Below are 13646 nucleotides of genomic sequence, written 5' to 3'. Positions count from 1 at the left end.
AGGAATGAAAGTAACGCTGCCCGAATACAGCCGTGCAGGCGTCATGGTAGTTGGTGATGTGATGCTGGATCGCTACTGGTATGGCCCTACGAGCCGCATCTCCCCGGAAGCTCCGGTGCCAGTGGTGAAAGTCGAGAATATTGAAGAACGCCCTGGCGGCGCGGCTAACGTGGCAATGAATATTGCTTCGCTGGGTGCAAATTCACGCCTGGTTGGCCTGACGGGCATCGACGATGCTGCACGCGCGCTCAGCCAGACGCTGGCCGGTGTGAACGTTAAGTGCGATTTCGTTTCGGTCCCGACTCATCCGACAATCACCAAACTGCGTGTACTTTCCCGCAACCAACAGCTGATTCGCCTCGATTTCGAAGAAGGCTTTGAAGGCGTTGACCCGGAACCTTTGCACGAGCGTATTAGCCAGGCTTTGCCACACATTGGCGCGCTGGTGCTTTCTGACTACGCAAAAGGCGCGCTGGCAAGCGTCCAGCATATGATTAGCCTTGCGCGTGCGGCCAATGTGCCAGTGCTGATTGATCCGAAAGGCACAGACTTTAATCGCTATCGCGGTGCTACGTTGTTGACGCCAAATCTCTCTGAATTTGAAGCGGTTGTTGGCAAGTGTAAGAACGACGAAGAGCTGGTGGAACGTGGTATGAAGCTAATCGCTGAATACGATCTTTCCGCTTTGCTGATTACTCGTTCCGAACACGGTATGACACTGCTTCAGCCTGGCATCGAGCCGTTCCATTTGCCGACGCAGGCGCAGGAAGTTTACGATGTGACCGGTGCGGGTGATACGGTAATTGGTGTGCTGGCGGCAACGCTTGCTGCGGGTAATTCGCTGGAAGAAGCATGCTACTTTGCCAATGCGGCAGCAGGCGTGGTTGTTGGCAAACTGGGTACTTCCACCGTTTCGCCAATTGAGCTGGAAAACGCTGTGCGTGGCCGTGCTGACTCAGGCTTTGGCGTTATGACCGAAGCTGAGCTGAAAGTGGCTGTGGCTAACGCGCGTAAGCGCGGCGAGAAGGTCGTGATGACCAATGGCGTGTTCGACATTCTTCATGCGGGCCACGTTTCGTATCTGGCCAATGCGCGCAAGCTCGGCGACCGTCTGATTGTTGCGGCAAACAGTGATGCTTCAACCAAACGCCTGAAAGGTGAAACCCGTCCGGTGAACCCGCAGGATCAACGCATGATCGTGTTAGCGGCCCTGGAAGCGGTGGATTGGGTTGTGTTGTTTGAAGAAGACACTCCGCAACGCTTGATTGGCGAGATCTTGCCTGACCTGCTGGTCAAAGGTGGCGATTACAAACCGGATGATATTGCCGGGAGTAAAGAGGTCTGGGCCAACGGTGGTGAAGTGATGGTGCTGAATTTTGAAGATGGTTGTTCAACCACGAACATTATTAAGAAGATTCAAAAAGATAGTGGTCAGTAATTGCCACTAAAAAAATGCCCCGGTAACAATAACCGGGGCATTTTTGCCAGAACTGTAGACTTTACTATTCCAGCTAGCGTAAGGGTTACTCTGCCACTACCGGCAGGGACTCAAGCTCTCTGTTGTCGGATTGTTCTTTCCTTTCAACATGTAAGTTCTTATCTACATCTGCAATCAATGCGGGCTGTGCTCTTTTTTCCAGGGCTTTCAATGGTTCGCTCAGTCCAGAAAGTGATCCGCCGGAAAGACCAATTTCATTGAGTAAAGAATCAATTAACGGAGCTTGAGTGCGGTAGGCTAACGCTGCAGACAACGCTTGTTCAGCCAGATTTCCACCCCCAATACCACCGCTAGAGGTTTCGTTGACTGCGCCGCCACGGTTCAAGCCATCAACCTGAATGATCTTAATACCTTCGATAGCTTTCATCGGTTCAACAGATTTTTCAATGACAGCTGGCAGGGATTGCAGCAGCGCCAGTTTGAACTTGAGGCTGGTCTGCTCATCGGAAAGCACGTTGATAGCATCGTTAAGTGCGCGCTGAGCCTCCGCTTCCGCGAGGCCTTTTTTACGTGCAGCTTCTGCCAGTTCAACAATAGCTGCAGCCTGCATTTCTGCCGCATCTTTCTCAGCTCTTGCGCGAACAGTCAGTTCCACAGCTTTAGTTTCCGCATCTTGAGCTGCTGCAATCAATGCCACTTGCTTTGCACGGTCCGCTATCGCGGTTTCTTTGGTTGTAACCACATTTTGTTCCGATCTCACGGCTTCCGAACGGGCATCGTTGGCTCGTGCCTCTGCCTGGGATTGCTGTTCTGATTTGCCTGCAATAGCGATCGCTTTATTTTGTTGCGCAATTTCGGTGACTTGCTGTTGGTCAATCTCTTTGATACGAATTTCTCGTTCGGCTTCAACCTTACGAGTCCGAACCATCTGCTCTCTTTCGATTTCACTTTCCTGGATCTGGCGTTCAGAGAGAATACGGCTTTGCTCCGCTTCCCGATGACGCTCGGCTTCGAACACCGCGATTTTAGCGTTTTGCTCAGCTGTACGGGTTTTAATCTGCTGTTCTTGTTCGAGCGACATAAAAGATTCTTGCTGCGTAATTTCGAGCTTACGTGACAATGCGTCACGGTTTTTCTCGCGTACAGCGACTTCAACATCCTGCTCGACTTCGTTTCTTTCTCGGCGCCTGCGTTCTGTTTCTTGAGTGAGCTTGGTCAGGCCTTCGGCATCAAAGGCATTATTAGGATTAAAATGTTCTTTCTCAGTTTGGTTGAAGTTAGTCAGGGATACACTTTCTAACTCCAGACCGTTTTTGGTAAGGTCTTCTGCAACAGTGTTCTGAACGCCCTGGACAAAGTTTTCGCGGGTGTCCTGGAGTTCATGCATCGTCATTTGCGCAGCGGTAGCTCGCAGCGCATCGACGAATTTATCTTCTACCAGAATGCGTAAATCTTCGGGAGAAAGTGTGCGTTGACCTAATGTCTGAGCAGCGGTGGCAATACCTTCTTTTGTCGGTTTGACTCGAACAAAGAATGCAACCACGACATCGACACGCATGCGATCTTTGGTAATTAAGCTGTCTTTCATCGCCCGGCTAACTTCAAGCTTTAGGGTGTTCATATTAATGACGATGATTTCATGGAAAACAGGCAGCGTAATGGCTCCCCCGCTCATCACAACTTTAAGACCGCCAAGCCCGGTTCTGACAAATGCCTGTTCCGCAGAAGCGCGGTTATATAATCGGGCAAAGATCAAACCGATTATAAAAAGCGTGACCACGACACTGATGGCAGTAACAAGCCACAAGGGCATGGAATTTATTCCTTCAAACATATCTCTTCCTTTTCTAAATTAAAATATCAGGCCAGGGGTTTTTCTCGGCCAAATAGCGTGTGCTCGTTAAACGTTCAATAATGATTATTCTGTCTCCTGAATGCAGTTGGGTTCCTTCTTCAGGTTCAACAAGTAAATAATGTATCTGCCCAAATTTATCTTTCAGCCTTGCTTCGCAAGGTTTACCTGCAATGGCGAGGGAGCCGGTAACGAATGCCAGGCATCCTATAAAACTTTCTTCTGAAACTGCGCTGCTTTCATCATGTGGTAACCAAGGGGCCAGTTTTATGCCCAAAGTATGGACCAAAGGACATGTGAGTATCAGGCTGAAAATAGAAACTAAAAAGGGCGAGAGAGGGGAGCCGAAGAATGTGATTATACAGTATTGACTACAGACGCCGATAAGCCCAAAACATCCCAGTACAAGGCATAGTACGACCATAAGGGGGATTCGACCTACGTTCAGATAGTCTAAAAATTGTATAGCCGGGGATTCATGAGTACTGATATGGATGTGCTCAAAATGAGCATCCAGCGCGCCCGATAAATACCATCCTAAAAGAAGTGAAATAAGCTCAGCAATACCCAGAAGAATTAATATGGTGAAGGCACATAAAAAAGGGCTGTAGTCATACGTAAGTAAATTCATGAGTGGAAATTTCCCTTTTTATAATATTCGCATAAGTTATAAATTAATTTAATACATAAATAATGTGAATTATAAAATTACGATGCGAATGAGTACTGGGAAAATATAGCCTTGGAAAGGCGCGGGTCAATCTTTTCTGAGGCAAACGAAGCTAATATTCAGAAGTTTCGCAACTAATTATGCGAATTAATCAAGGGATGAGAATCAGGAATACGCTCCCTGATGAAAAGGGAGCGAATTTTTACATCTGCGGTTCAGTTGGAGGAGTAACTTCCGGTGCCTGAACGCTACGATTCTCAAGCTCGGTTAAACGCTGCTCCAGTAAAGCCAGTTTTTCTCGGGTGCGCAGTAGCACTTGAGTCTGCACATCAAACTCTTCACGGCTCACCAAGTCCAGGCGAGTTAACTGCGACTGCAAAACCTGGCGAACTTTTTTCTCGACATCATCCCCGAATTCACGAATCCCTTTCGGCATTGACTCGTGGACCTGGCGTGCGATCTGTTCAATTTTTTTCGGGTCAATCATAGCGGCTTCCATAATCTTACGGGATTGTCTGCCTTAATTGTAATGCCTGCATGGCTGGTTAGAAACCCGAAATGTTATAAGGTTTGCCGTTGCCAGAGAAAATCATCGGCGTTATAGTAAGTCTGCTTATTCTCAGGGCGGGGTGTAACTCCCCACCGGCGGTAAATCAGCGAACGCTGAAAGCCCGCGAGCGCTCCAGAGCAATCTGGAGGTCAGCAGATCCGGTGTAATTCCGGAGCCGACGGTTATAGTCCGGATGGGAGAGAGTAACGACTAAGCTCAAGCTTTTAAGCCTGCTCACGTTATTTTTATAGCTCCTAAGACTGCCCTGATTCTGGTAACCATAATTTTAATGAGGTTTTTTTACCATGAATCAGACGCTCCTTTCTGCATTTGGCACCCCTACACAGCGCGTAGAACACGCTCTTGAAGCACTACGTGAAGGCCGCGGGGTTATGGTTCTTGACGATGAAGATCGCGAGAACGAAGGTGACATGATTTTCCCTGCGGAAACCATGACCGTTGAGCAAATGGCTCTGACCATTCGCCACGGTAGCGGTATTGTTTGCCTGTGCCTGACTGAAGAACGCCGTAAACAACTCGAATTGCCAATGATGGTTGAGAACAACACCAGTGCTTATGGCACCGGGTTTACTGTGACTATCGAAGCTGCAAGTGGTGTAACTACCGGTGTTTCTGCTGCAGACCGTATTACGACTGTGCGTGCCGCGATTGCTGATGGCGCAAAACCAAGCGACCTGAACCGCCCGGGCCATGTGTTCCCGCTGCGTGCTCAGCCTGGTGGCGTGTTAACGCGTGGTGGTCACACTGAAGCAACCATTGATTTGGTAACGCTTGCTGGTTTTAAACCGGCTGGTGTTTTGTGTGAACTGACCAACGATGATGGCACCATGGCGCGTGCACCTGAGTGCATCACCTTTGCTCGCCAGCACAATATGGCTGTTGTAACGATTGAAGACCTGGTGGAATACCGCCAGTCTCACGAACGCAAAGCAAGCTAACTAGCGAGCTAAAAAGCAAAAAGCCCGGTTATTACACCGGGCTTCTTTTTTAGCCGATTCCGTTGCTTTGCAGCAGCGTCAGGCTAAACCCCATCACCGCCATACCGCAAAGCACACCGTAACTTGGATTGTTATGTGGATCGATTTCTTTAGCGAGTGGCATTAGTTCATCAACTGACAATGCCACCATAATGCCTGCTACGGCGGCCATAATGGCAGCCATTAAAACTGGCGAAATCATCGGGCCTAAAATCAGCCAGGCGAGTACACCACCGAGAATTTCCGCAAGTCCCGAAATCCCTGCCCAGAAGATGGCTTTGCGTTTTGAACCCGTAGCCGCGTAGACCGGGCCCGCCACGGCCAAACCTTCAGGAATATTGTGCAATGCTACTGCGAGCGCAATCCCCATCCCTAATTCCAGGTTACTACTGGCAGTTACAAACGTTGCTACCCCTTCAGGGAAGTTGTGCAGGCTAATACCCAGCGTCAGCAGCAATGCGGTGCGGCGTAAATTACGCGGCTGTGGCTTGCTGTCCATCAAATCTTGCGGATGCGCATGGGGTAGGGCGCGATCGAGTGCGAAGTAGCCCAGCAAACCCAGCATAAACATGCCATAACCCAGTACCGGCGACATTCCCTCGGTATGGAGTGCGGCAGGCAGCATCTCCATTAAAGAGATAAGCAGCATAATGCCCGCTGCAAAGCCGAGGGAAAATGCCAGCACACGGTTTGATGGCTTCTGGCCGAGCACGCCAAGAAAAGCACCAATGAAAGTGGCTCCCCCTGCTAATAGGGTCAGGATCAAGGGTACTGACATTTATCACTCCTTTTGATAATGATTCTCATTCATATTAATGGGCGATGTGATAAAAATCGAGAGCCAGTTGAGAAGCTTTACACATCGCTTACATTCAAATTTCCTGAAGATCTTCATCATTCTTATCTGAGTTCTTCATAGCGTAAAAGCGCGTACTGTAGTTTTCATAAACTGAATGACCCGATTAAAGGACACCACCATGACAACTCAACGAATGCCTGCGCTCTTCCTCGGACACGGTAGCCCAATGAACGTGCTGGAAGATAACCAATATACCCAAGCCTGGCGCCATTTGGGAGAGACGTTACCGCGCCCAAAAGCTATTGTGGTGATATCTGCACACTGGTTCACTAAAGGCACGGGTGTTACGGCAATGGAAACGCCAAAAACTATCCATGATTTTGGTGGTTTCCCACAGGCTCTCTACGATACTCATTATCCGGCACCGGGTTCCCCTGAGCTGGCACAACAGTTGGTCGATTTGATGGCCCCCGTTCCGGTGATGCAAGACAAAGAAGCCTGGGGGTTTGACCACGGCTCCTGGGGTGTACTTATTAAGATGTACCCTAATGCCGATATTCCAATGGTGCAACTCAGTATCGACAGCACGAAACCGGCGGACTGGCATTTTGAAATAGGCCGCAAGCTGGCGACATTGCGCGATCAGGGCATCATGCTCATTGCCAGTGGTAACGTGGTTCATAACCTGAGAACTGCGCGCTGGCACGGTGAAAACACGCCATATCCGTGGGCAGAATCATTTAACCAATACGTTAAAGACAATCTCACCTGGCTTGGGCCGGTAGACGAACACCCATTGGTTAACTACCTGGAACATGAAGGTGGATCGTTATCTAACCCAACAGCGGATCACTACCTGCCACTGTTATATGTTCTCGGGGCATGGGATGGTAAAGAGCCAGTTACACTGCCGACAGACGGTATTGAGATGGGATCGTTGAGTATGCTTTCTGTGCAGATTGGCTAACTTACCCGTCATACTTCAACTTGCAGAGGTGTTGACTACGCTCACTCACCCCAGTCACTTACTCATGTAAGCTCCTGGGGATTTGTTCTCTTGCCGTCTACCTGCAAGCTGAATTATTTAGGGTAAGAATATGATGCTAGTTTCGAGTATTTTTATATTTACTCTACAAACACATGCGGATAGAAGCGCGAAAGATCCTGAGTGATCAGCTCGCGATCTTCACGAATGCCAATACCTGCAGGTTGATCGTTGATAAGCCAGCTACCGATCAGCACATAACTGTCGCCAAATTTAGGCAACTGATAGAATTCCTGCACGATCATGCCTTCTTCACCGTAAGGGCCATCGACACGGGCAATTTCTTCGCCGTTTTCGATGATCTTCACATTTGCACCTTCCCGGGAGAAGATTGGCTTCACCACGTATTTATCCATCGCCGGATAGTTATCTTCGGCGAAATAAGCAGGCAGCAAGTTTGGATGATCCGGGAACATTTCCCACAGCATTGGCAGCAATGCCTTGTTGGAGATAATGCTCTTCCAGGCAGGCTCCAGCCAGCGAACGCCAGCATCTTCGAGTTTGGTGGAGAACACTTCACGCAGCATGAATTCCCATGGATAGAGCTTGAATAGGTTACTGATAACCTGATCCTGCAAATCGGTGAACTGGCCTCTCTCGCCCAGACCGATATCTTCCATGTAGACGAATTCGCTCGCCACTTCTGCTTCAGCTGCACAATCTTGCAAATACTGAACCGTGCCGCGATCTTCTGTGGTGTCTTGGCAGCAGGCGAAATGCACCAGATTGAAGCCGTGTTGCTGTTTTAATTCAGCAAAACGTTCAATCAGCTTCTCTTGCAGGCTGTTGAACTGATCGCTTCCTTCAGGCAGATTCCCTGCCTGAACTTGGTCTTCAAGCCAGATCCACTGGAAGAATGCCGCTTCGTATAACGAAGTTGGGGTATCGGCGTTATTTTCCAGCAGCTTAGGTTCACCCACGCCATCCCACGCGATATCCAGACGGGAGTAGAGAGACGGCTGCTGCGAACGCCAGGACTGGCGCACAAATTCCCAGGTGTGTTTCGGGATGCGGAATTTGGCCAGCAGCTCATCACTGCTCACCACTTTTTCGACAACTTTCAGACACATCTGGTGCAGTTCAGCGGTGACTTCTTCCAGGCGTTCAACTTGAGCGAGCGTTAGCTTGTAATATGCGTCTTCACACCAGTACGGCTCGCCATACATGGTGTGAAAGTTAAAACCGTATTCAGTGGCTTTCTCGCGCCAATCCGGGCGCTCAGTAATCGCAATTCTTTCCATAATTTCTTAGCCACCCATGGAGCGAGAAGAACCTGTTGCGCTGTTACTGCGCTGCATAGTTGATTGTTTGGCAACTGAGTCACCGAAACCGCCACGAGTCACTGTACTGGTGGTTGCAGGTTTTGGTGCCATGGCAGTTTTTGGAACTGTAGTCGTACGGCCTGGTGTGGCTGCACCATAGCTTTTGCCGGAGGCATCAGCATATTTACCGTAAGCCGGGCTCGCTGGATTTTTAGAGCTAAACAACGGTTGCTGTGCGAAACCCGCACCGCCGCCCATCAGGCGACCCATCATATAGCCTGCCATCAGCGGCATCCAGAAGCTGCCACTTTGTTGTGGCTGAGCCTGAGCTTGTTCACCAGCCATACTGGCTTGTGCAGGGGCTTGCTGACATTGGCCTTCACCAAACTCAGCAATACACTCTTCGCGCGAAGCGTATTTCGGTGCGGTACGTTCTGCTTCTTTCAGCGCGTTGTTAAAGGCAGTAGTACATTCAGCACTTTTACCAGGGTTGGCCTGCGAGCAGTCATCCGCGTTTTGATACATGGAAACTGTTTCGTCATTTTGTTCGCAACCGGCAAGCATAAACACAGCGGTAACGGCCAGTGCGACCGGCGTTAAATGGCGAGCGTTCCAGCTTTTGCGGAACGATGCGTGATTTATGATTTTTGTCCGTTTCATTGTTCTGTCCTGAGCCCAAAGGAATGAAGCTAATATTGCGTTTAGAATAGGGGATGAATGGTTGAAATTAAAGCGATGACGGCTGTTTGGAGGGAGATCTTTACTTTGCCTTACGTTCACGTGCGTAAGTTGTGACGGGGGCATGTTGTCATGCCCCCGAAATACCTGATCAGTTACCGAATGGGTTAGCTGATTTTTTGTTTGTTGCAGAGACCGGAGTGGCTTTTGCTGGTGTTGCCGTCTCAGTGGTTGCGGCTGTATCAGCGGAGTAACCATCTGCGCGAGCATTCTGGTCTGGCGTTTCTGGCGCGACGCTTTCGGCAGTAGTTGGTACTGGTTTGCCTAATGTGCCGTTCAACGCAATCAGATCTTGTTCGTTAAGCGTACCCAGAGCTGATTTAATATTCAGCTGGTTGATCAGGTAGTTATAACGAGCACTAGAGAGCTGTTGTTTTGCGTTATACAGCGTAGTCGTCGCATCCAACACATCAACGATGGTACGTGTACCTACGGAGTATCCTGCTTCCATTGCATCTAAAGAGCTTTGGGCAGAGACAACCGCTTGTTTATAAGCATTGATGGTACTGATAGAGGCGTTAACGTTGTTAAACGAAGAACGAACTGTTTGCACCACGCTACGATGTGCACTTTCCAGTTGCTCACTTGCGCCTACAAAGTTGTATTGCGCTTGTTTCACCTGAGAAGTTACAGAACCGCCGCTATACAATGGTAGAGAGAAATTCAGCCCGATTTTATTCTGACCAACACCCTTATCATCGTACGCCTGGCTGGTGGTTTTAGAGCCGCTGTAGTCAGTATCAGAAACACCTGTCGAAGCGGTTAAGCCCACGGTTGGCATATGGCCAGTTTCAGCGTAACGAATTTGCTCGCGCGCCAGGTCCTGAGACAGACGTGCCTGTAACAATGCCAGGTTACGCTTTTCTGCTTCTTTCAGCAGGTTATTCACCGCGTCAGGCTTGTTGGTTTTGAAGCCATCAACATTCAGCGAAGCCAGAGAAGGATAGTAGTTACCGGTGACCTGGCGCAGCGTTTCTACCGCGTTATCCAGATTATTCCGTGCAGTCACTTCGTTCGCTAATACGTTATCGTATTGTGCACGGGCGTTCTGAACGTCTGTGATGGCTACCAGGCCTACGTTAAAGCGCTGAGTAGTTTGATCTAACTGGCGATAAATAGCCTGTTTCTGTGCTTCTGTGTAGGAGAGGGCGTCAATGGCACTCAACACATTGAAATAGGCGGTCGCTGTATTCAGGATCAGCGTTTGCTGATCTGTCTGATAAGTGACGTCCTGAATACCAGCAGATTTTTCTTGCAGGGTTAGCGCACGCCATTTCGACATATCAAAAATAGTTTGCGTTAATTGCAAAGAGGCACTGGTCGTATTGGAGTCGATGCCATTCGAATCACGGAAGCCATTGCTGTATTCATAATCAGCACCAAGGCCTAGCTGTGGCAGTAATGGACTACGTGCTTCGTTGATTTTTTCGAATGCGGCATCACGGTCAGCAGCGGATTTACGCAAGTCCGGGTTGCTTAAACGTGCCTGCTGATAAACCTGCATCAGGTTTTCTGCCTGGCTCATGGCACTGAAACCCGTTAGGCTCAGACCGATAAGAATTGGGAGCAGTTTCTTCATTTGCATTCCTTGTTGTGAAGCAGAAATTGTTTGTTAGCGCTGACAAGAGCCGAAAATGATCGCCGATTCTAGCAGAGTCTGCCAGCTGGGAAGCTTGGCGTAATGTGCCATCTGCCCTTAATTTTCATCAATCTACCACATAGGAAATGAAACGGCAGTCATACCAACTTGAATTCGCACATTTCATGACCATAAAAATATCAGGAAACCAATATGACTAAGCAAAAAGATCAACTTGTCACGTTAGGTAAAAACGATGTTGAAATTATTGCACGGGAAACGCTTTATAGCGGTTTTTTTTCGCTAGATCTTTATCGCTTTCGCCATCGCCTGTTTAATGGCGAAATGAGTGGTGAAGTTCGGCGTGAAATTTTAGAACGCGGGCATGCTGCAGTACTGCTACCCTATGACCCTGTGCGAGACGAAGTTGTATTGATAGAGCAGATTCGGATTGCTGCCTATGACACAAGTGAGAGCCCATGGCTGCTCGAACTGGTTGCAGGAATGATTGAAGAAGGTGAAAGCGTCGAAGACGTTGCGCGCCGTGAAGCAATCGAAGAAGCGGGTCTGGTAGTAGGTCGAACAAAACCTGTTATCAACTACCTTGCAAGCCCGGGTGGGACCAGCGAACGTTTATCTATCCTGGTGGGGGAAGTGGATGCTTCGAACGCGCAGGGTATACATGGTCTGGCAGATGAAAACGAAGATATTCGTGTTCATGTCGTGAGCCGGGAACAGGCTTATCAGTTAGTAGAAGAAGGGAAAATCGATAACGCAGCTTCAGTCATCGCACTGCTTTGGCTGCAATTGCATCATGAGAAATTAAGAGCCGAGTGGAACAACTAAACATGAAGCGCTACACACCTGACTTCCCGGAAATGATGCGTCTGTGCGAAACCAATTTCGCACAACTACGACGTCTGCTTCCTCGTAATGATGAGGTAGGTGAAAAAGTCACTTACCAGGTCAGTAGCGCCCAATATCGGCTCACTATTATTGAGTCGACACGTTATACAACTCTTGTGCAAATCGAACAAACGGCCCCAGCTGTGAGCTATTGGAGCCTACCATCGATGTCTGTGAGGCTATATCATGACGCGATGGTCGCGGAAGTGTGTTCAAGTCAGCAGATCTTTCGCTTCAAAGCGCGTTATGATTATCCTAATAAAAAGTTGCATCAACGCGACGAAAAGCATCAAATTAACCAGTTTCTAGCCGATTGGCTGCGTTATTGTTTGGCGCATGGAGCGATGGCGGTTCCGGTTTGTTAGTGAGGGTGAAACCTAAGGACACCATTTGGAAAGCCTGTTAAATCTTCCTGTGGCCGGTGGGGGCCAGATCAGGATCTTGCAAATTACAGATACCCACCTGTTCTCTGGAAAGAACGAAACGCTGCTTGGTATCAATACCTGGATGAGTTATCAGGCTGTTATTGACGCCATCCTCGCTGAGCAGCGTCATTATGACCTTATCGTTGCAACTGGGGATTTGGCCCAGGATCACAGTGCGCAAGCCTACCAACACTTTGTTGAAGGCATCGCGGAGATTCCTGCGCCCTGCGTTTGGCTCCCTGGTAATCACGATTTCCAACCGGCGATGTTCAGCTCGTTGCTGGAAGCCGGAATTTCCCCGGCTAAACAAGTTTTCTTAGGCGATAGCTGGCAGATTTTGTTGCTGGACAGCCAGGTATTTGGTGTTCCACATGGTGAATTGAGCGACTATCAGCTCGACTGGCTAGAGCGCAAACTCGCTGGTGCGCCTGAACGCCATACTCTATTGCTGTTGCATCATCATCCAGTCCCTGCGGGCTGTAGTTGGCTGGATCAACATAGCCTGCGCAATGCCGCTGAGCTTGATAACGTGCTGCAAAAATTCCCAAAAGTGAAAACTCTGGTGTGTGGGCATATTCATCAGGAGTTAGATCTCGACTGGAATGGTCGACGTATGCTGGCAACACCTTCGACTTGCGTGCAATTCAAACCTCACTGCTCCAACTTCACACTCGATACCATCGAGCCGGGTTGGCGTTGGCTGGAACTTCATCCAAACGGTGAGGTGACCACGGAGGTTTGCCGCCTGAAGGGTGCGGTATTTAACCCTGATACCGCGTCAGAAGGGTATTGATGTCAACGCTACTTTACTTACACGGCTTCAACAGTTCGCCGCGTTCAGCCAAGGCCACGAGTTTGAAAGCGTGGCTTGCGCAGAACCATCCTCATATCAATATGATTGTACCGGAACTCCCACCGTATCCTGCCGATGCGGCAGAGTTGCTGGAGTCGTTGGTGCTGGAGCATGGTGGCGAACCGTTAGGTGTAGTTGGCTCGTCTTTGGGCGGCTATTACGCCACTTGGTTGTCGCAATGTTTTACGCTCCCAGCGGTAGTTGTAAACCCGGCAGTCCGGCCTTTTGAACTGCTGGTGGATTATCTCGGCACCAACGAGAACCCCTACACCGGGCAGCAATATGTGCTAGAGTCTCGCCATATTTACGATCTTAAAGTCATGCAAGTTGACCCGTTAGATTCGCCAGATCTCATCTGGTTGTTGCAACAAACGGGTGACGAAGTGCTTGATTATCGCCAGGCGGTTGCGTACTACACCCCCTGTCGCCAGACGGTAGAATCCGGTGGCAATCACGCCTTTGTAGGCTTCGAAGATTATTTCACACAGATCGTCGACTTTCTTGGCCTGCACTAAGGCCTGATGTCGGATT

At 49.3% G+C, this 13646-nt stretch carries 13 protein-coding genes, 1 pseudogene and 1 riboswitch; of the genes and pseudogenes, 7 read left to right on the top strand and 7 right to left on the bottom strand.

Annotated elements, in window-relative coordinates; genetic code table 11:
• Positions 1-4 precede the first annotated feature (4 nt).
• Positions 5-1438: a bifunctional D-glycero-beta-D-manno-heptose-7-phosphate kinase/D-glycero-beta-D-manno-heptose 1-phosphate adenylyltransferase HldE gene (gene hldE / locus LVQ77_RS18240; RefSeq protein WP_232866257.1), complete on the top strand. Its 1434-nt coding sequence runs from the start codon at positions 5-7 to the stop codon at positions 1436-1438.
• A gap of 205 nt (positions 1439-1643) precedes the next feature.
• Here hldE and LVQ77_RS18235 read toward each other — a convergent pair.
• The 3 genes and pseudogenes from LVQ77_RS18235 to ubiK all read right to left on the bottom strand — a co-directional run.
• A pseudogene (locus LVQ77_RS18235) lies at positions 1644-3272 on the bottom strand (flotillin family protein); the annotation flags it as partial.
• Between the two features lie 13 nt (positions 3273-3285).
• Positions 3286-3921, bottom strand: coding sequence for an OB-fold-containig protein (locus tag LVQ77_RS18230; RefSeq protein WP_232866255.1), 636 nt, complete (start codon positions 3919-3921; stop codon positions 3286-3288).
• A 241-nt stretch (positions 3922-4162) separates the two neighbouring features.
• Positions 4163-4447, bottom strand: coding sequence for a ubiquinone biosynthesis accessory factor UbiK (gene ubiK, locus LVQ77_RS18225; RefSeq protein WP_232866253.1), 285 nt, complete (start codon positions 4445-4447; stop codon positions 4163-4165).
• A 124-nt stretch (positions 4448-4571) separates the two neighbouring features.
• Positions 4572-4719, top strand: a riboswitch (FMN riboswitch).
• Between the two features lie 96 nt (positions 4720-4815).
• Here ubiK and ribB point away from each other — a divergent pair.
• Positions 4816-5469 (top strand): 3,4-dihydroxy-2-butanone-4-phosphate synthase, encoded by a 654-nt coding sequence (ribB, locus tag LVQ77_RS18220; protein WP_151995986.1) that lies wholly within the window; start codon positions 4816-4818, stop codon positions 5467-5469.
• 49 nt (positions 5470-5518) lie between these two features.
• Here the strand turns inward: ribB and zupT are convergent, their stop codons facing one another.
• Positions 5519-6286 (bottom strand): zinc transporter ZupT, encoded by a 768-nt coding sequence (zupT, locus tag LVQ77_RS18215; RefSeq protein WP_064516072.1) that lies wholly within the window; start codon positions 6284-6286, stop codon positions 5519-5521.
• A gap of 199 nt (positions 6287-6485) precedes the next feature.
• Here zupT and ygiD point away from each other — a divergent pair, with 199 nt between their 5' ends.
• The gene (ygiD, locus tag LVQ77_RS18210; RefSeq protein WP_232866250.1) at positions 6486-7274 is read left to right on the top strand and encodes a 4,5-DOPA-extradiol-dioxygenase; all 789 of its coding nucleotides are present in this window, start codon (positions 6486-6488) and stop codon (positions 7272-7274) included.
• Between the two features lie 158 nt (positions 7275-7432).
• Here the strand turns inward: ygiD and LVQ77_RS18205 are convergent, their stop codons facing one another.
• The 3 genes from LVQ77_RS18205 to tolC form a co-directional block, all read right to left on the bottom strand.
• Positions 7433-8593, bottom strand: a complete 1161-nt coding sequence (locus LVQ77_RS18205) for a glutathionylspermidine synthase family protein (protein ID WP_151995984.1) — start codon at positions 8591-8593, stop codon at positions 7433-7435.
• A gap of 6 nt (positions 8594-8599) precedes the next feature.
• A complete protein-coding gene (locus tag LVQ77_RS18200; RefSeq protein ID WP_232905169.1) occupies positions 8600-9274 on the bottom strand; it encodes a DUF1190 family protein in 675 nt (224 codons plus the stop codon).
• A gap of 169 nt (positions 9275-9443) precedes the next feature.
• Positions 9444-10937, bottom strand: a complete 1494-nt coding sequence (gene tolC / locus LVQ77_RS18195) for an outer membrane channel protein TolC (RefSeq protein ID WP_232905168.1) — start codon at positions 10935-10937, stop codon at positions 9444-9446.
• Between the two features lie 207 nt (positions 10938-11144).
• Here tolC and nudF point away from each other — a divergent pair, with 207 nt between their 5' ends.
• From nudF to yqiA, 4 genes are read left to right on the top strand one after another with little or no spacing between them, the layout of a single operon-like run.
• Positions 11145-11777: an ADP-ribose diphosphatase gene (gene nudF / locus LVQ77_RS18190; protein WP_151995982.1), complete on the top strand. Its 633-nt coding sequence runs from the start codon at positions 11145-11147 to the stop codon at positions 11775-11777.
• A 2-nt stretch (positions 11778-11779) separates the two neighbouring features.
• The gene (locus tag LVQ77_RS18185) at positions 11780-12202 is read left to right on the top strand and encodes a DUF1249 family protein (RefSeq protein ID WP_151995981.1); all 423 of its coding nucleotides are present in this window, start codon (positions 11780-11782) and stop codon (positions 12200-12202) included.
• 25 nt (positions 12203-12227) lie between these two features.
• Entirely contained in the window at positions 12228-13055 is an 828-nt protein-coding gene (gene cpdA / locus LVQ77_RS18180; RefSeq protein WP_232866248.1) for a 3',5'-cyclic-AMP phosphodiesterase, read from the top strand.
• Positions 13055-13630 carry an esterase YqiA gene (yqiA, locus tag LVQ77_RS18175; RefSeq protein ID WP_034461016.1) on the top strand — a complete coding sequence of 192 codons (576 nt, stop codon included), beginning with the start codon at positions 13055-13057 and terminating at the stop codon, positions 13628-13630. The genes cpdA and yqiA overlap by 1 nt, the downstream gene beginning before the upstream one ends.
• The last annotated feature ends 16 nt before the right edge of the window (positions 13631-13646 follow it).

It is taken from the genome of Buttiauxella cochleicola, assembly GCF_021282435.1.
Lineage (GTDB): Bacteria > Pseudomonadota > Gammaproteobacteria > Enterobacterales > Enterobacteriaceae > Buttiauxella > Buttiauxella massiliensis.
The sequence above is the reverse complement of the archived record's forward strand: the minus strand, read 5'-3'. Positions and strand labels throughout refer to the sequence as shown.